At 68.2% G+C, this 15,738-nt stretch carries 26 protein-coding genes; 22 read left to right on the top strand and 4 right to left on the bottom strand.

What is annotated here, in order from left to right; genetic code table 11:
* Positions 1–36: 36 nt before the first annotated feature.
* From ACZ5IK_RS39430 to ACZ5IK_RS39485, 12 genes are all read left to right on the top strand, one after another.
* Positions 37–837: a hypothetical protein gene (locus tag ACZ5IK_RS39430; protein WP_465492348.1), complete on the top strand. Its 801-nt coding sequence runs from the start codon at positions 37–39 to the stop codon at positions 835–837.
* A complete protein-coding gene (locus ACZ5IK_RS39435) occupies positions 828–1,034 on the top strand; it encodes a hypothetical protein (RefSeq protein WP_465492349.1) in 207 nt (68 codons plus the stop codon). The genes ACZ5IK_RS39430 and ACZ5IK_RS39435 overlap by 10 nt, the downstream gene beginning before the upstream one ends.
* Complete coding sequence (locus ACZ5IK_RS39440; RefSeq protein WP_465492350.1) at positions 1,027–1,668, top strand: hypothetical protein; 642 nt, start codon at positions 1,027–1,029, stop codon at positions 1,666–1,668. The genes ACZ5IK_RS39435 and ACZ5IK_RS39440 overlap by 8 nt, the downstream gene beginning before the upstream one ends.
* Before the next feature lie 27 nt (positions 1,669–1,695).
* Positions 1,696–1,869, top strand: coding sequence for a hypothetical protein (locus ACZ5IK_RS39445; RefSeq protein ID WP_465492351.1), 174 nt, complete (start codon positions 1,696–1,698; stop codon positions 1,867–1,869).
* Positions 1,870–1,984: 115 nt separating this feature from the next.
* Entirely contained in the window at positions 1,985–2,272 is a 288-nt protein-coding gene (locus ACZ5IK_RS39450) for a hypothetical protein (RefSeq protein WP_465492352.1), read from the top strand.
* Entirely contained in the window at positions 2,269–2,538 is a 270-nt protein-coding gene (locus ACZ5IK_RS39455; RefSeq protein WP_465492353.1) for a hypothetical protein, read from the top strand. Before ACZ5IK_RS39450 ends, ACZ5IK_RS39455 begins: the two co-directional genes overlap by 4 nt.
* A gap of 39 nt (positions 2,539–2,577) precedes the next feature.
* A complete protein-coding gene (locus tag ACZ5IK_RS39460; protein WP_465492354.1) occupies positions 2,578–2,817 on the top strand; it encodes a hypothetical protein in 240 nt (79 codons plus the stop codon).
* Between the two features lie 138 nt (positions 2,818–2,955).
* A complete protein-coding gene (locus tag ACZ5IK_RS39465; RefSeq protein ID WP_465492355.1) occupies positions 2,956–3,210 on the top strand; it encodes a hypothetical protein in 255 nt (84 codons plus the stop codon).
* A gap of 53 nt (positions 3,211–3,263) precedes the next feature.
* On the top strand, positions 3,264–3,845 hold the full coding sequence (locus ACZ5IK_RS39470) for an HNH endonuclease family protein (RefSeq protein WP_465492404.1): 582 nt from the start codon (positions 3,264–3,266) through the stop codon (positions 3,843–3,845).
* Positions 3,842–4,111, top strand: a complete 270-nt coding sequence (locus tag ACZ5IK_RS39475) for a hypothetical protein (RefSeq protein WP_465492356.1) — start codon at positions 3,842–3,844, stop codon at positions 4,109–4,111. The genes ACZ5IK_RS39470 and ACZ5IK_RS39475 overlap by 4 nt, the downstream gene beginning before the upstream one ends.
* Positions 4,108–4,449, top strand: coding sequence for a DUF4031 domain-containing protein (locus ACZ5IK_RS39480; protein ID WP_465492357.1), 342 nt, complete (start codon positions 4,108–4,110; stop codon positions 4,447–4,449). Before ACZ5IK_RS39475 ends, ACZ5IK_RS39480 begins: the two co-directional genes overlap by 4 nt.
* A 5-nt stretch (positions 4,450–4,454) precedes the next feature.
* Positions 4,455–4,736 carry a hypothetical protein gene (locus ACZ5IK_RS39485; RefSeq protein WP_465492358.1) on the top strand — a complete coding sequence of 94 codons (282 nt, stop codon included), beginning with the start codon at positions 4,455–4,457 and terminating at the stop codon, positions 4,734–4,736.
* A gap of 79 nt (positions 4,737–4,815) precedes the next feature.
* On the opposite strand, the gene ACZ5IK_RS39490 is transcribed toward ACZ5IK_RS39485, so the two are convergent.
* Complete coding sequence (locus tag ACZ5IK_RS39490) at positions 4,816–6,018, bottom strand: helix-turn-helix transcriptional regulator (RefSeq protein ID WP_465492359.1); 1,203 nt, start codon at positions 6,016–6,018, stop codon at positions 4,816–4,818.
* A gap of 184 nt (positions 6,019–6,202) precedes the next feature.
* Here ACZ5IK_RS39490 and ACZ5IK_RS39495 point away from each other — a divergent pair, with 184 nt between their 5' ends.
* The 8 genes from ACZ5IK_RS39495 (at position 6,203) to ACZ5IK_RS39530 (ending at position 11,187) form a co-directional block, all read left to right on the top strand.
* The gene (locus ACZ5IK_RS39495; RefSeq protein WP_465492360.1) at positions 6,203–6,583 is read left to right on the top strand and encodes a hypothetical protein; all 381 of its coding nucleotides are present in this window, start codon (positions 6,203–6,205) and stop codon (positions 6,581–6,583) included.
* Positions 6,584–6,644: 61 nt separating this feature from the next.
* On the top strand, positions 6,645–7,022 hold the full coding sequence (locus ACZ5IK_RS39500; protein ID WP_465492361.1) for a hypothetical protein: 378 nt from the start codon (positions 6,645–6,647) through the stop codon (positions 7,020–7,022).
* Positions 7,019–7,444, top strand: a complete 426-nt coding sequence (locus ACZ5IK_RS39505; RefSeq protein ID WP_465492362.1) for a hypothetical protein — start codon at positions 7,019–7,021, stop codon at positions 7,442–7,444. Before ACZ5IK_RS39500 ends, ACZ5IK_RS39505 begins: the two co-directional genes overlap by 4 nt.
* Before the next feature lie 66 nt (positions 7,445–7,510).
* Positions 7,511–7,669, top strand: coding sequence for a hypothetical protein (locus tag ACZ5IK_RS39510; RefSeq protein ID WP_465492363.1), 159 nt, complete (start codon positions 7,511–7,513; stop codon positions 7,667–7,669).
* A 64-nt stretch (positions 7,670–7,733) separates the two neighbouring features.
* Entirely contained in the window at positions 7,734–7,952 is a 219-nt protein-coding gene (locus tag ACZ5IK_RS39515) for a hypothetical protein (protein ID WP_465492364.1), read from the top strand.
* Between the two features lie 241 nt (positions 7,953–8,193).
* A complete protein-coding gene (locus tag ACZ5IK_RS39520) occupies positions 8,194–9,240 on the top strand; it encodes a hypothetical protein (RefSeq protein WP_465492365.1) in 1,047 nt (348 codons plus the stop codon).
* A 700-nt stretch (positions 9,241–9,940) separates the two neighbouring features.
* Positions 9,941–10,162 (top strand): hypothetical protein, encoded by a 222-nt coding sequence (locus ACZ5IK_RS39525; RefSeq protein ID WP_465492366.1) that lies wholly within the window; start codon positions 9,941–9,943, stop codon positions 10,160–10,162.
* Positions 10,159–11,187, top strand: coding sequence for a hypothetical protein (locus ACZ5IK_RS39530; protein WP_465492367.1), 1,029 nt, complete (start codon positions 10,159–10,161; stop codon positions 11,185–11,187). Before ACZ5IK_RS39525 ends, ACZ5IK_RS39530 begins: the two co-directional genes overlap by 4 nt.
* 8 nt (positions 11,188–11,195) lie before the next feature.
* Here the strand turns inward: ACZ5IK_RS39530 and ACZ5IK_RS39535 are convergent, their stop codons facing one another.
* Both ACZ5IK_RS39535 and ACZ5IK_RS39540 read right to left on the bottom strand, forming a co-directional pair.
* Complete coding sequence (locus ACZ5IK_RS39535) at positions 11,196–11,525, bottom strand: hypothetical protein (RefSeq protein ID WP_465492368.1); 330 nt, start codon at positions 11,523–11,525, stop codon at positions 11,196–11,198.
* A 98-nt stretch (positions 11,526–11,623) separates the two neighbouring features.
* A complete protein-coding gene (locus ACZ5IK_RS39540; protein ID WP_465492369.1) occupies positions 11,624–12,004 on the bottom strand; it encodes a hypothetical protein in 381 nt (126 codons plus the stop codon).
* 134 nt (positions 12,005–12,138) lie between these two features.
* Here ACZ5IK_RS39540 and ACZ5IK_RS39545 point away from each other — a divergent pair, with 134 nt between their 5' ends.
* A complete protein-coding gene (locus ACZ5IK_RS39545) occupies positions 12,139–13,680 on the top strand; it encodes a pentapeptide repeat-containing protein (protein ID WP_465492370.1) in 1,542 nt (513 codons plus the stop codon).
* Between the two features lie 12 nt (positions 13,681–13,692).
* Here the strand turns inward: ACZ5IK_RS39545 and ACZ5IK_RS39550 are convergent, their stop codons facing one another.
* A complete protein-coding gene (locus tag ACZ5IK_RS39550) occupies positions 13,693–14,661 on the bottom strand; it encodes a tyrosine-type recombinase/integrase (protein WP_465492371.1) in 969 nt (322 codons plus the stop codon).
* 221 nt (positions 14,662–14,882) lie between these two features.
* On the opposite strand from ACZ5IK_RS39550, the gene ACZ5IK_RS39555 reads away from it, so the two are divergent.
* The gene (locus tag ACZ5IK_RS39555; protein WP_465492372.1) at positions 14,883–15,701 is read left to right on the top strand and encodes a hypothetical protein; all 819 of its coding nucleotides are present in this window, start codon (positions 14,883–14,885) and stop codon (positions 15,699–15,701) included.
* Positions 15,702–15,738 lie beyond the last annotated feature (37 nt).

The following is a 15,738-nucleotide window of genomic DNA, read 5'->3' on the forward strand; positions in this document are numbered from 1 at the left end:
CCGTGAACCGTCCACCTCGCAGAAAGGCACCCGCTCGTGACCACCATGATCACCACACCCGCCGCCACCCCGGCCCTGGCCTGGGACCACGCCGGGAACCTCGGCCTCGGCACCCGGCTCGACGGCGCCGGACCCGCCTGGTTCGACCTCACCGACGATGTCCACGTCTCCGGCGGTGTGATCACCGGCCCCCGCCACAGCGGCCGCAGCAACGCCGCGCTCGCCCTGGCCGCCACCGCCCGCGCCAGCGACGCCGTGGCGGTCACCACCCTCTACACCGACACCCGCGGTGGCGCGTCGAATCCGCCGCTCGCCCGTCTCGCGTCCATCCCGGTGCTCGACTCCCCCGACCGGGCCGTCACGGCGTTGCGGACCGCGGTCGAGTACCGCGTGAAGATCGCCGCCGCCCGTGGGCTGGCGACGCTGGCCGGGACGGAACTGCCGATCGTGCTGGCCGTCATCGAGGACGCCGAACACGTCGTCGGTGCTTATCCGCACCGGTGGGCGCAGATCGCGCGCCGGGCCCGCAAGCTCAACATCGCGCTCCTGCCCGTGCTCCACACCGGCGGCGACACCGACGTGGCCGGGCAGAAAGCCCTCTGGCGCATGCTGTCGGGCACCAACCACATCCAGATGCGCGGATCGGGAACGGAAGCGGGCACCGCGCGGATCCGGGACGCCGCCGGGAACGAGTACGACACCAGGCTGCCCTGCCTGCCCGACGGGGATCCCTGGCTGGACAACGAGATCGCCCCCGACGCCCCGCTCGACCCGGCCACCGCGGCCGCGTTCGGCGACCTCTACACCGCCCCGGCGGTGACCGAGCCGTGGGCGTGATCGCCGCGGTGACGTTCATCGCCGCTGTCGCGGTGTTCGTCCTCGCCCTCGTCGCGGCGCTGATCGCCCGCCAGTGCTATCGGGCCGCGATCGCCGCCGCCCCCGACGACCCGCCCGGCACCGAGGCCCCGGCCCGTCCCCGGGACCTGCCCCGCCATCCCGTTTCGCCTTACCTGGAAAGGGTTTCGCATGCGTGAGCTCACCGATGGGCCCGACCCGAGGACCCGGCCGCCGGAGTCGCCGCTGCGGTTCAACACCCACTACCGGCGCTGGCTGCACACCGCGCAGGCGCTCGCCGAGCTGATCCTGGTGGGCGCGGCATTGGCCGTCTTCTACCTGGTCGTCGTCGCCCAGCCCGACACGATGCTGTGGCCCGCCGCCACCGGCCGCAGTCCCCAGCACCTGCTCACCGGCGCGCTGATCGTCGTGCTGCTGCTGATGGTCATCCGGGTCGGGCGGGACGCGATCTACGGCGACCTCGGCCGGACTCACCACCTCGAGGCACTGGACCCGTACGTGCGGTTCCAGCTCGACCGCGACGGCCGCGCTCTGTCCCGCGTCACCGCGGTGGCCCATCTCGCGCTGGCCGCGCTGCTGGTCGCGCCGGTCGTCCCGGACGTCGCCGCGGCCTGGACGGCCAACGACCCGGCAGGGTTCGACGAGGTGGGGACGCGGCTGGCGCTGCGCCTGGCCCCGCCCGTCGTGCTCTACCTGCTGCACATGGTGCTCGACCGCGTCCTGGACCTCGTCGCGGAACGACTGGAGAACCGGCAGGACACCGCGATCGACGCGCAGGTGCCGCCGGTGATCACCGGCATCCCGTTCAGCTAGCGCCCAACTCCCTGAAGGAGCGTTCCATTGCATCCCGCCTGTGCCCGTGTCCGCATGGTCGACCGCTGCTCGGAGTGCAATCCCGGATACAGCGACCCGGACCAGGCCCACCAGATCTACGAGGCGACCCAGAACGGTGCCTCGCTGCGGGAGGCCGAACAGGCCTACGCCCATAGCGCCACATCGGGCACTCGCCCCTGACCACCAAGGTCTCCCGGTCACCTGACCGCCCTGCCTGACGCTACGCCCCGCTGGGGCCGGAACCACTGGTTCCGGCCCCAGCCCCGTTTCCCATGCCGACCGACTGGAGAAGTCCATGGCCACCATCCACGCTCTCGTTCTCGCCGGCGTCCTCGCCGTCGCACCGGCCTCGTCCTGCGAACCACCCGCCGCCGGTGGGACCGGTTCCCGGCCCGCCACGTCGGATGTCGAGTTCACCGCCTCCTGCGACGGCGACGGCACCGCCTTCGACGTCGAGCCGGACACCGCGGCCGCGCGCGCCGAGGCGCAGCGGCGCTGCACCCGCACCCACGACATGGTCCGCGACGCGCCCTGGCCCAGCGGATGGAAACCGGTCCCGCTCCCGGACGGTGTCGGCTGGTGACCACCTTCCGGTTGCTCATCGCGTGCTCGGGCAGCGGCAAGACGACGCTGTGCCGGAAGAACGCCGCGAGGTTCGGCGAGGTGTTCTCCCTTGACGTCGCCCGCGCCCAGCTCGGGCTGCACGCCCACGATCACCCCGTGTCGGCCTGGCGACCGGTCCACGAGGTACTCGCGGGTGATCAGCTGGCGTTCGACCACCGCCGGATCCTGACCGACGCCGTCGCCGCCCAGACCCGCGACATCGCCACCCTGCTCACCCAGCGCTGAACGTCCGCCCCTTCACCGACCAACGGAGTGAGGTCATCAGTGAGCACATCACCAAGTGCTGCCACCATCGCCGAACGCTTCGCCATCCCCACCGATCTCGTCGAGCGGATCGTGAACGACCTCGAGCATGCGCTCAACGACGGCCACACCACCAAGACCGAGGTACAGAGCGACCTCGCCGCCCACTACTCCCACCAGCTCAACGAGAACGTGCCACTGGACCAGGTGATCGAGTACTGGATCGCCAACCAGCACGAACTGCCCGAGAACTTGAGGTGAGCGAGACGCGGCAGCGGCGGCTGTTCACTCCCCACACCCAGCGCTGAACCACCCGGTTACGCCACCGGGGCTGACCTCACCACGAGGTCGGCCCCGGTTTCTTTCGTTTGCCCGCCAACCAATTTCGAGGACATCTACATGCCCACCACCATCCACAACGGACACGGCGATGTCGTGGCGCACGACGCCGACCCGAATCTGGTCGACCGGGTGATCGCCCGGCTCGGCACGCACTACCGCGGCCGCTGGGGCCACCTGGCGCTCGATGCCGCGGCGACCGACGTGCTCGACGAGCAGGCCCACGACGTCGTCGACACTCACACTCCCCCGCCCCGCCAGGTCGACGCCCTCGTCGCCGTGGTGCGCGCCCGCGCCACGGGAGGTGCCGCGTGAAGCGCCTCGCCACGATCGCCGCCGTCGTCGCGGCGATCACCACCGCCTGCGGTCTGCCGTCGGCCACCGGCGCCGAGCCCGCCCCTGCTTCGGCTGTCGTCCCGATTGATGCCGGGCAGCAGCTGGACGAGCTCGTCGTCGCGCCGCGCGGTTCGATGGACGGCTACGACCGCAAGAAGTACCCGCACTGGGACAACCAGGGGAACAACTGCAACACGCGCGAGTTCGTGCTCAAGCGCGACGGCAAGGACGTCAAGGCCGGTTCCGACTGCGCCCCGACCTCCGGCAGCTGGACCAGCATCTACGACGGCGACACCTGGACGAGCCCGACAGACGTCGACATCGACCACATGGTCCCGCTCGCCCAGAGCTGGGTCAGCGGCGCGAAGTCCTGGACAGACGAGAAGCGCCGCCAGTTCGCGAACGACCTGACGCGGCCGCAGCTGTTCGCCGTCACCGACAACGTCAACCAGGAGAAGAGCGACAAGGCGCCGGACCAGTGGAAGCCGCCGCTCGTCTCCTTCTGGTGCACCTACGCCACGGACTGGATCACCGTGAAGCACTACTACAGCCTCACGATCACCACCGCGGAGAAGACGGCGCTCGGGGACATGCTGAAACGGTGTGTCCGGTGAGCGCCTACGACGATCTCGCGCACCCGCCGGTCGAGGGGCTGGAGAGTGAGGACGGCGAGTTCCTGGCGTTCGAGGACTCCCGGGTCGCGGCGGCGGTCAACGACCGCGCGGCCACGTTGTTCAGCACCTTCGACGGGAAGGCCGCCTTCGCGATCCTCGAGTTGCAGGAGCTGGCCCGGCGGATCCAGGCCAGCGCGGCTGCCTACCGGCAGGTACATCAACCGGCGCCGAGCACGCCGTGCCAGGCCCGCGCGGAGAGCGAATGACGGTCTACGTGGACGACTTCACCGTTCCCGCGGTGGCCGGCGGCCGAGCGGGCCGCTGGTCGCACCTGATCGCCGACACCGAGCCCGAACTCCACGACTTCGCCGCTCAGCTCGGGCTGCCACGGCGCTGGTTCCAGGACCCGCGCGTCCGCTCCGTGTCGAGACCGATCCCCGCCCCGCCGGGCAGCTTCGCCGCCGAAACCTGGCACTACGACGTCACCCTCGGCAAACGCGAGCAGGCGTTATGGCTCGGCGCCGTCGGTGTCGACTGGCGCGACCTTCCCGATCTGATCAAACACCGCATGGCCCACGGCACCTGCCGCTTTGAGAAGGGATGACCAGCATGTCCGTTGACGACCGGTGGGAGAACTACCTGCGCGAGCAGATCAACGACCTCGCGCGCGGCCCCCGGGACTGGGTCGCCCTGGTCGACCTCAGGCCCCGCCTCGACCAGCGAGGCCTGAGCCGCGGCGCCCAGGACGAACACCTCAAACGCCTCTCCCTCGCCGGAAAAGTGCACCTTGTCCCCGAAAGCAACCGCAAAGCCCTCCGGGACCCCGATCACGACGCCGCCATCGACATCGGCGGCGAGGCCAACCACCTCGTCCTGTGGAACGGCGACTGACGAACACCTCCACGAAAGCCCCCAGCCGACATCGGCTGGGGGCTTTCGTGCGTTCAGGGCACTGTCGCGGGCTGTCGCGCTAGCGGCCGCGGTTGAGGAAGCGCTGCCACCACGCGGTGGGCTGTGCCTCCTCATCGGTGACGACGTGCAGGACCGGACGGGAGACGACATCGTCGGTGTCCGCCTCGTCGGCGTTGTCGAGCTCGTGCAGGGTTCTGCGGATCGCCAGCAGGGAGGCGACGACCCAGCCGCCGTCGATCTCCGGGCGCTGGTCGCGGTCAACGTCGATGGTGTCGCTGATGCGCTGCAGCAGCGGGCGCGGCAGGTCCGGTCGCTCGGCCAGGCCGAGCAGCGCGCGGCCGGCGAGGGTGGCGTGGGGGTCGCCGAGCCGGTCGAGCACGGCGTCGAGAAGCCGCGCGGCCACGTCATGGTCGAGGTCAGGGTTGGCGACCAGGCCGGGCCAGGCGGTCCGGAACTTGACCGCGGTCTCCTGAACCTCAAGCCCGGCGGTCTTGCCGATCCGGTAGTGGACTTCCTCGGTCGAGGGATCGGACACCAGCGCGTTGATCTGGTCCGCGGCGGAGGCGCGGGGGTAGGCGCGGGCGCGGACGATGGCGTAGACGCTGCCGCACAGTTCCCGGATCCGGGCGGGGTCGGTGGTCTCACCGGCCTCGCTGTAGAGCTCGCCGACCTGCTGCGGGTAGGAGGTCATCGCGGCACGGTGCAGGACCCAGGCCGCGTCGGTGACATCCCGGCACCAGCGCCGGGCCACCTGCCGCTTCGGCCCGATCCCGGAGTACTCCGCCAGGATCCCGATCGTTTCGTCGTCGTCCGGGTCGAAGAACATCAGCACGTACTCGGCGAGATCGGTCGCGGCATTGGAATAGCTGCCGGTGATGGCCGACTCCAGATGACCGCTGGTGTGCGTGGCCGGATACAGGTCCCCGTAGCCCAGGTGCTTCGAGAGCTTCCACCAGAACTCCGACCGGCGCGCGCTGTCCTCGCGGTAGGCGGGCAGCACCTTCACCAGCGTGATCAGGGTGGCTTCCGCCGCCGCGAGGTCCAGGTCGGTGTGCAGTGGGCTGGAGTCGAGCAGGCTTTCCGGACGCAGATCGTCAAGCTCGAGCGCATCGCGCAGCTTGGTCAGCGTGTCCAGCCTGGGCCGCGCCGACTTCCCGGTCTCCAGCTGGCTGATGGTCTCCTGGCTGACTTTCGCGAGTGAGGCGAGTTCGCGCTGGCCGAGGTCTGCGGTCTCCCGCAAGTGCTGCAACATTGTCTTCATACTTAAAAAGTAGCATGAACGGGTTAAAAGAAGGGTTGAACGGCTAGATTTTTCTAGAACTTCGTCGCCTGGTCGTGATGGGCTGACCGGTCCATTGCCTGCGGCCGCCCAGTTCCGGCCTCACGGGAACCTCGCCTCGCGGGCAACCGTTGAACATCCCGCTGCCGGCCGAATCCGCTTGCCTGTGGGAGGAATCATCACCGCCGAGTCGTACGTGCCGAACCTGAAGACGTTGCGCGAGAAGATCAACCAGGACACGAAGCTGCTCGACTCCCTTGATCCGAACTCCGACACCTATCGCCGTCTGCGGACCCGTATCACCCACCAGACCACCCAGCTGCTCGACTACGAAGACACACTCGAACGACGCCGGAAGCGCGCCGAGGTCGAGGAGGTCTTGAAGGCCCGCTCCGACGAACGGGCAACCATGATCGGCATGGGCCTGCTGTTCCTTGTGGCCGCCGGCCTCGCCCTCGTCCTGGGCTGGGGAACCTGGTGGATGGCCGTAACCCCTGTCGCGCTCTTCCTCTCGTGCGGCTGTTTCATGCACGCCAAGGAGATCTGACCCCGTTCCCCGAGGGCCCCCGCCGGATCCACGGCCGGGGCCCTCGTGCGTTCCCGAGACGATGCCCAGCCCCGAAGTCCTCTCGGCAGGCGTGAAGTGGCTCGATCGTGTCGCCGCCTGTTCTGCGACGCTGCTGTTCGTGACGCACGAAGATCCCTACGGGGACGCTCAGCTGTCGACCCTTGCGATCCTCCGGAGCTGTGTCGACGCGGATCTCTGGACCGAAGCGGGAGCGGCCGCCGTCAGCGAGTACATCGTCGATGCCCGGGAGCGCTTCCCCGCGGATTCGCCGGACTACCTGACCGGCAGTCTCGTCTCGACCGCGTTCACCTTGCTGCAACAGCTCGCGCTGCTGTCCGGCGAGACCGAACACGGCCTGATCGACCGGCTCGCGCTCGCTTTCCACCCCGACCTCGACCAGCCGATGGAGACATCATGAACAACGTCAGCGCGCTGCCGACCTCGCGAACCCCTTGGGATCCGGCCGTGCACGCCGCACCCGACGCTCGGTTCGTGACACCCGAGCAGTTCCTGGAAGGCCTGCCCGACGCGGTGCGGAGGAGCATGGTGAAGTCCGTCGTCACCGGCGCGCTCGCGGCCGCAGCCGACGCCGACGGCGTGCTGCTGAACATCGAGCTGCCCGAGTTCTACCGCGTCCACGTCACGAACGTGTTCAACCGCGACCTGGCCGCCGACGAGGAGAACGCCACCCTCGTCTACGACACCTTCACCGCGTGCGCGCTGATGGACTGTTTCAACGCGTTGATGCGCGAAGACCGTCTGCTGGGCCACCGCGGCAACGGTGACAGCGTCGACTACCGCCTCACCCTGCCCGGCTCCACGCCAGGATTACCGCGCTAGTCGTCGGCGACCCCGTCGACGGGATAAGGCGAAATTCCTGTCGGAGCCAGTACGTAGGCTGATCGCGTGTTCGACAACGATCTCGAGACCTGCGGTGCGTGCGGCACGTCGAAACAGCGCCACGGAGACGCCTGCGACCCGGCCGCCCTGCGACGCGTCGCAATGTTGGAGGAACACCTGGACCGCGAGCTTGGTGCACTGCTGGATACGGCCATCTCGGCCTGATTGCCCGGCCGGCAACATCATCGGCGACAACTCCGGCAACCTCCGGCAGGTCGTTGACGAGCACGTGCGGACCTATCGGATGCTGCTCGCGCATCGCCAAGGCAAGGCCCTGGTGTCCGGCCCGGTCCACCGCGCCCTCGATCTGCTCGCCGAGAAGGAGGAACTCCACCTCGGCGACACCGACGAAGACCGGCTCCGGCGCGAGGTCGTTCGCGAGCTGCGCGAGCAGATCCACGCCGAGCTGGCCGCCGATCGCACCCGAACGTCGCCTGTCACCACGTAGCCTCCGGGTGCAGCGAAACGGTGGGCCTGTGTTCAGGCCCACCGTTTCGGCTGTTCCCTGCCACGGAGAAGGAATGAAGAGCTCCCTCCGCGCCGGGGAGCGTCTCCGAGATCGTGTCTGTCGAGGTCACATCATCCGCGGGAAAGTCAGTACCCGGCGTGGCGTGCCATGTGCGCCGCCGAGTTTGTCCTTAACCTAGCGGGCTAGGACGCGTGGAGGGAGCCTGGCTGTGGGTTGGGCGATGAAGGTCAAACCGGGTTCGTGGGCTGTGACCGTTATCCCGGAGACGGAGGAGGAGCGCGCCAAGTCAACGGGGCTGTTGGTTGAGCACTTGGGCTGGGCAGCGAAGAACCCCGGGCCGAAAGAGATCGACAAGATAGACCGGCTTCTTGATTTCTGGTACGACGCCGGGTATTGCCCAAGTGCGCTGCTGTGTGCGCTGAACCAGCAACCAAACCACACCAAACAGAAGCCTCTCGGCGCGAAAGAGTCCTTGTTCGAGTTTTTGCGTACTCGTCTGGCTTTCTGGTACAGCGACGCAGCGGATGCGGCGATGACTGACGTCCAGACGCCGCCGCGGCCGGGCATCAGCCCGCAGCACTTCTGGAACCAGCGGAGCAGATTCGCCGCCGAGCAGGGAGCGCACGAATACCGTCGGTTCAGTACGCGAGGGCGTCAAGCTCGAGCGGAAGTCAGGGCTGTCGCCGCGGCACGGCGGCGCGATCCCCTGGAGCGGATACGCCAGGCCAGCGCACGTCGCGCCGAGGCCCTTGCCAGCCTCGAGGTGGTCGACGGCGCCCCGGCCCCTGCCATCCCCCTCGTAGCGGCGGAGGAACTGACGACATCACGGATGATCGCGTTCTACGCTGGTCGCCAGTCGCTGCCCGCACAGGTTCCAGCCGTGGCCGTGATCCTCCGGCGGCTCCACGACGAACGCCGCCCTCCGAACGCGGCGGAGACGGCTGTCCTGCGCAGCGCCGTCCGGACGGCTCGGGGCCGAGCTGGTGTCGCCTCACTTGAAGCGCTCGCGGCCGAGACCAACAGCGACGAGGCTGGGCTCCTGTCGACCGACGGAATCCAGATGCTCACCTTCCTCGACCACGCCTGCATTTCGGACCTGCCACTGGACACCCAGTTGAGGCTCCTTCACCTCGCTACCGGCTACGCCAGCGGGAGCGAGCCGCCTACTTCGAAGCACCCTTTCCCGCTGAGCGAACCGCGGCCGCATCCATCTCAGCACGACGTTCCCCGAGCAATGGACGATGTGCGAATCGTCGGCTTCGATTGATCAGCGATTGGGCCGCGACGTAGCGGCCGGGCCGTCGCGGCCCCAGCCATCGGTCGAGACTGCCCGTCTCGACCGGGAGCGTTCCGAAAGCCGCGTTCGTGCAGTTCGGCCGTTGCGGCTTCATCTCGAATGTCGTGGAAAGAAAGGTGGCCGGGCTGGCGACGTCGCCCTGCGCCAACAGGGATATCGACGTCGCGCTACCCGGCCTCTCGTGTCGACCCAGCCGTCAAACTAGGAAAGCGACCCGAGAAAACTAGTTTCTCGCATGGTGGCTGCAGGCAGATCAGATGCGATCTTTGCAGGTAGCGAGTTCCTTAAACCTCTTGCCAGGGTCAAGAAGCATGCCGAAACTATCCTCCTTTTTTGGCGGGAAATATCAGAGTTGATCGATGTTTCTGCACACTTTCGCACAGCGCTCAACTTGCCAAGCTGGCCCGACTGGTCGAGGTTCCCAGGTCAGAGCCTCTCCCTCGGCGCACTAAGCAGTGAGACTCAAGTCACATCGAGGGCGGATCACCTGGGGAAATGAAGGACCTGGACAAATCCGTCCACGGAATGACGTGGCGGAATCACGCTGGTGTGATTCTCTTGACTGAGAGTGACCCCGGAGGTAGCGACGCAACGCCAATTGCCTCGCTGCCGCACGCCCGGGAGTGACCCAGCCGTCAACGTCAAGGAAACGAATCCCGAGGTAAAAAAGATGATCTACATCGGGCCGCTGCGGCGGCCGAAACGGAGCTGCGGCGCGCTCACCGCGCTGGAGACCGCGACCTTCACGACCGGCGTCGCCAGCGTGATCGTGCTTCAACAGCTCAGCGACCAGCTGCTGCTCTCGGCCAGCGTGGTCGTGCTGCTGCTGGCCCTGGTTCGTGGTGTCCCGGTACCGCGGCTGCGCCTTCTCGACGGGAGCGCGACCTCGTGAGTGAGATGGCCTCGATCCTCACGTCCCCGGAGCTGGTCGCGGTCGTTCAGGAGACGTTCAAGCGGCAGTTCAGCCGCCACGTCGCCCCCGGGAACCGGGTCCTGGTGTCGCACGGGACAGGCGCAGGGAAGTCCACGTCCATTGCGGAGACGGTCAAGGCCCTCAAAGGCCAGCGCTCCACGGCATGGTCTGCGGCGGAGAGCCGCGTGAGCGAACTGCACCGTGTACTGGCCGCGCTCGATCCGGCCAATCACGAGTGGCGGCTGCTGACCGGCGAGGTGACGCTGGACTTCACCGACCGGCCGGACCTGCTGCGCCGAGCGTCGGATCCGAAGGTGACGACCTTGTTCGCTCGCGAGGTCTATCAGGCCGTACTCGACATGACCAAAGCGTCGCAGCACGTGCGGCGCGAGGTCTGGAGCCGGTTCAACGCCGCGAGCCAGGCCGTCGGGACCGCCCGGGGCGAACGGCTTCCGAGCACACCTTGGTTCCTCTGGATAGCCGGGACGGGGACGCCGCAGGAGGTGATGACCTCGCCGCTGCAAACGATCGACACGGAAGAGGCGTTCCTCGCCCACCTGCGGCTCCTGCTGGACCACTCGACGCTGAGCACTCGAACGCTGCTGAAGGCCGTGGAAAGGCGTGTCCCGTCGCCCCCGGGGCACAGCACCCTGGCCGGGTGGATCAAGGGAGCGAAGCTGCCCTCGCAGCTGAGCGAACCGGTCCTTCGAGCCATCGTCGAAGCCCTCACCAGCAACATCATCGGCGACAACCCCGGCAACGTCCGGCAGGTCGCCGACGAGCACGTGCGGACCTACCGGATGTTGCTTGCACAGCGCCAGGGCGAGGCCCTGACGTCCGGCCCGGTCCACCGGGCCCTCGACGCGCTTGCCGAGAAGGAGGAACTCCATCTCGGCAATACCGATGAAGACCGAATCCGGCGCGAAGTCGTTCGCGAATTGCGCGAACGGATCCTCGCCGAGCTCGCCGCTGAGCGCGCCCGGACATCGCCCGTCACCACGTAGGTTAGGAGTCAACGAAACGGTGGCCTCCGCTCAGGCGGTAGGCCGCCGTTTCGACTATTCGCCCTGCCGAACAGCATTCGGGCGCTGAGCTCGTCGGCGCTGGGGGTCCACGCGCCGCGCTGGTGGTCGAGTTCGTCGAGACGGCGGTGGGTACCTTCCTTGCTGGGCTTCAAATATCGCTGGAGGGTACGGCGGTCTTCGTGGCCGGAGAGGTTCATCAGGTCGGCTTCTGTCGCGCCGTCTTCTCCGGCGTGGGTGAGTCGAGAGTGGCGCAGGTCGTGCAGGTCCCAGCCACCGGTCGCGGCACCGAGGTGCCGCTCGGCGGTGCGGTAGGTCATGCGCCGGCGGCGGCTGACGGGTCGTGTTCCTCGACGCCTAGATCACCAGCTGGCCGGAAGGAGCCCGGTACCCCGAATTTGGGGTACCGGGCCGTGAGTCACGCGGCCAGGTCCCACTCGCGCAGGTACTTCGCCGCCAGGCCGCTCGCCGCGACCGCAAGGTGGCGCCGGTTGGTACGAGCGCTCAGCCGGAACGACTTGCCGCGGCGCGTGTCCCACAAGACCGGGGTCGCGCCCGGCAGAACGCTCTTCGCCACCTGCTCGAGGATGAAGAGCAGGATGTCGGCCGTTTCCTGATCGAGCTCGGGTTCCTTGCAGTAGGGCAGCACCAACTGCAGGCCACCGTTCCGCAGGCGGAGCCCGATCAGGTCGCGGACCACGATCGTGAGGTCGCCGTCGGTCCAGCTCGGTTCGGTGACCTTGACCCCGGTCGCGCCGGCGGGCAGCAGGTCGAGGAACCCGGCTGGAATGAGATACATGGCGGAGTGCCGTACTCGATCGCCGCGATGTTCACCGCAGCGCACGAGAAGTTGACCTTCACCGACGACACCTGCAAGAGAGCACGATGCACCGCCAGTGCGACGCGCCATCGCGCTCGTCCGACATGGAGGGCGTGGCCTTCTTCGGCGGTGCCAGGCGGCGTCGTAGCGGTTGCTGGCTCTTCGCACGATTACGAGTCGTGAAGTGGATGAGTAAGTCGAAGACCGTGTGGGCGCGACGCCGATGGCGGGGCCGTGGGGGCACGTGGTGGTGGGCGATCGTCGTCATCGTCGTTCCGGTCGCGCTGATCGCGGCCGCGGCCGTGACCACGCTGCTGCTGTTCATCGACTCGGGCAGCGACGCGAAGAACAGGATCGAGCTGATCAAGGTCGGGCTCACGGTCGGGGCCGGCACTGGCGGCGTGGTGGCGCTGGTGCTCACCGGGCGCCGGCAGTGGTCCACCGAGCACGACAACGCTGAGCGGCGGCTCACCGAGCTGTATGTGAAGGCCGTCGAGCAGCTCGGCTCCGACAAACCGGCGGTCCGACATGGCGGGCTGTACGCGCTCGAGCGCGTCGCCCAGGACAACCCTGAACACCGCCAGGTCGTTGTCGACGTGATCTGCGCCTACCTGCGCGCCCCATTCCAGCTCCCCGGTGCACCCCGCCCCCGGAACCGGCCCGGGATCCACCGTCCCTTGGCTCGCAGTAAGGGGGCCTCCCGGCATCGCGCCGCAGGTGGGGCGCCGCCCGAATCAGCGACGGTGGCCGAGCTCGACGATGACGCCCGGCAGGAACGGGAAGTACGCCTCACAGCTCAGCGCATCCTCGTCACGCACCTAAGGCCAGGCAGCACCCCAAAACATCCCGCGAAAACCTTCTGGAAGAGCATCAACCTCGACCTCACCGGCGCCACACTCATCGACTTTAACCTTGCTACCTGCCAGATCAACGTGGCCTCGTTCGACGAGACGACCTTCATCGACAACGCCTCGTTCGACGAGACGACCTTCACCGGCGACGCCTCGTTCGACAAGGCGACCTTCACCGGCTACGCCTCGTTCGGCAAGACGACCTTCATCGACAACGCCTCGTTCGACAAGGCGACCTTCATCAGCGACGCCTGGTTCGACAGGGCGACCTTCACCGGCTACGCCTGGTTCAACAGGGCGATCTTCACCAGCAGCACCTGGTTCGACAAGGCGACCTTCATCAGCGACGCCTGGTTCAACAGGGCGACCTTCACCGGCGACGCCTCGTTCGACAAGGCGACCTTCACCGGCGACGCCTCGTTCGACAAGGCGACCTTCACCAGCGACGCCCGGTTCAACAAGGCGACCTTCACCAGCGACGCCTGGTTCAACAAGGCGACCTTCACCAGCAGCACCTGGTTCGACAAGGCGACCTTCACCAGCGACGCCCGGTTCAACAAGGCGACCTTCACCAGCGACACCTCGTTCGACAAAACGACCTTCGAGGCATTGCCTGCAGCTGCTGGTACGCGCGTCCGAGTCGACTTCACCAGGCCGGATTTCGAAGGTTCATCGTGGCCGGTCGGATGGACCGTCGAACTGCCAGACGATGCGGAGCAGATGTGGGCACAGCTGGTGCCCGTACCGGTTGTTCTTGATTCGCCGGATAAAGCAGCACAGATCAGGTTGAGGAGCACGAAGTAGCCAGGTGACGCTCTAGCGTGCCCGCCCGGTGTTGCGGGCGCGGGCTTCTTCGGCGGTGCGTTGGGCGGCGTCGGCGGAGGGTCGGGCGTAGCGGGCGACGCTGCGGATGTCCTGATGCCCGGATTTCACCATGAGGTGTGTGATGTCCTGGCCGTCTTCGGCGTTGTGCGTCAGCCCGGAGTGCCGCAGGTCGTGCGGTGTCCAGCCACCGGTGGCCTTCTTCAGGGCCTTAAGCGCGGCGTCATAGCCGTAGCGGCCGCGGCCGGTATCCGGATCGAGGTCTACGGGCCGGACGATGCCCTTCGCGGAGCCTTTCGCCGCGCGGACGGTGAGGAAGAGCGGGCCGCGGGTGCGGGTGCCGAGGTAGCGGGCGAGCAGGCGGGCGGCGAGGCCGCCGCGGTCCCAGGTGACGATGTCCGGCGCGCTGCCCTTGCGGATGACGCCGGCGCGGGAGTTGCGCAGGTCGAGGTCTTCGACGTTGAGCGCGAGGATTTCTTCGGCGCGGGCGGTGGTCTCGTAGAGCAGTGCCCACAGGACCCGGTCGCGCAGCGGGTGGCTGGTGTCGCGCAGGAGCCGGTCGATCTCGGCGCGCGGCCGGGCCCGCGGGACGGGTTTCGGTTGCGGGGTGCGGGTGAGCCCGGCGAGCGGGTCGCCGGTGAGCCAGCCGCGGTCGCGGCAGAAGCCGGTGAAGGCGGCGATCGCGGCGCGCTTGGCGTTGAACGTCGCCGGCGCCGCGCTCCCCCACCGGACGGTGACCGCGGTCCGCAGCGCGGCGGCGCCTGGCTCGGTGTCGAGCTCGGCGACCGGCGCGGCCGGGTCGACGACGGCGGCCGCGGCGGAGAGGTAGGCCTTGATCGTGTTCGGCGCGGTGAGGTAGCCGGACCGGCCGCGCACGGTGGGCAGGTGCGCGGCCCACGCGGCGATCGCGGCAGAGCCCGCCGGGGCGGACTCGGCGGTCCGGATCGCGGTCACGGTCCCCATCGCACTCCTTGTTCCGGATAACACGTCGGTTCACTCCGCGCGGCGCGCGGTGTCCGCCCAGGTCGCTTTCCGGCCGGAGACGTCTTGTTCCGGATAATAGGACATTATCCGGAACTACCGATAACCCAAGATATCGGTAGCAGTGTCTCCAAGCTGCCGCCAACCAGGTGAAGAGTGTCGAGTCGCTCGACATGTCGAGCGACTCGACATAACGTGGTCGTATGGGTAACTTCAGCGAGTACGATCCGGACGCGGCGAAGGTCTCGGCGCTGGACGCGCTGCGGGCCTGGGCCCGGACCCGCGATCAGCTCCCGCCGGTTCGGGCGCGTCTGCTGGCGCTGGCATGGCACACCGGCACCCGCAACATTCAGGAGCTGGCCCGGCTGGCCGATGTTTCCCGCGACACCGTGTATGCGGACCTGCGGTCGCAGAACGTCGATCCGGCCGCGCGGGGCGCCGAGATCACCCGGCCCCGCTACGAGCCGCTGCGGGCCGACACTGTCGCCGCGATCGCCGACCTGGCCTCCTCCCGGCTAAGCCCCGCGATGCTCACGGAGAGCCCGGAACCGCTGGCGATCGCCGCGTGGCACGCGATGATCGCGCTGACCCGGGTCGGCGAACTGCTCGCCGACACCGAAGGCGGCACGAGCACCGATCGGCTGGGAGGGATGGACGACCTCGCCTACCGCGGCCGCGTGATCACCGACGCCGCCCATCAGGCCCTGGTCGCAGAGAACACTGTCGAGCAACTGGTCGCCCACACCGACCGTGCGGCGGGGACCGCGCTGGACCTGTCCGAGCCGGTCGTGGACTCCGCCACCGTGCGGGTTGCGCTGCCGACGGGCGAGGCCGTCACCGTCGACCTCGACGGGCGGCCGCTACGGCTACACGGCGACACCCCGCACCTGACCGGGCGACTCGGTGCCCACGCGCACCTGGCCCTCACCGAGGCATTCACCCTGATCGCGTCCGCGATCAAGCCCGCATTCGCGGACGAGGCCATGGCCTATGACGACATCCCCACCAATAACGCCGGCTAGTAGGCGACGGCATGCTCGCTCGTGTCCCCACTCCCGA

It is taken from the genome of Amycolatopsis sp. NPDC031561 (genome assembly GCF_055580625.1).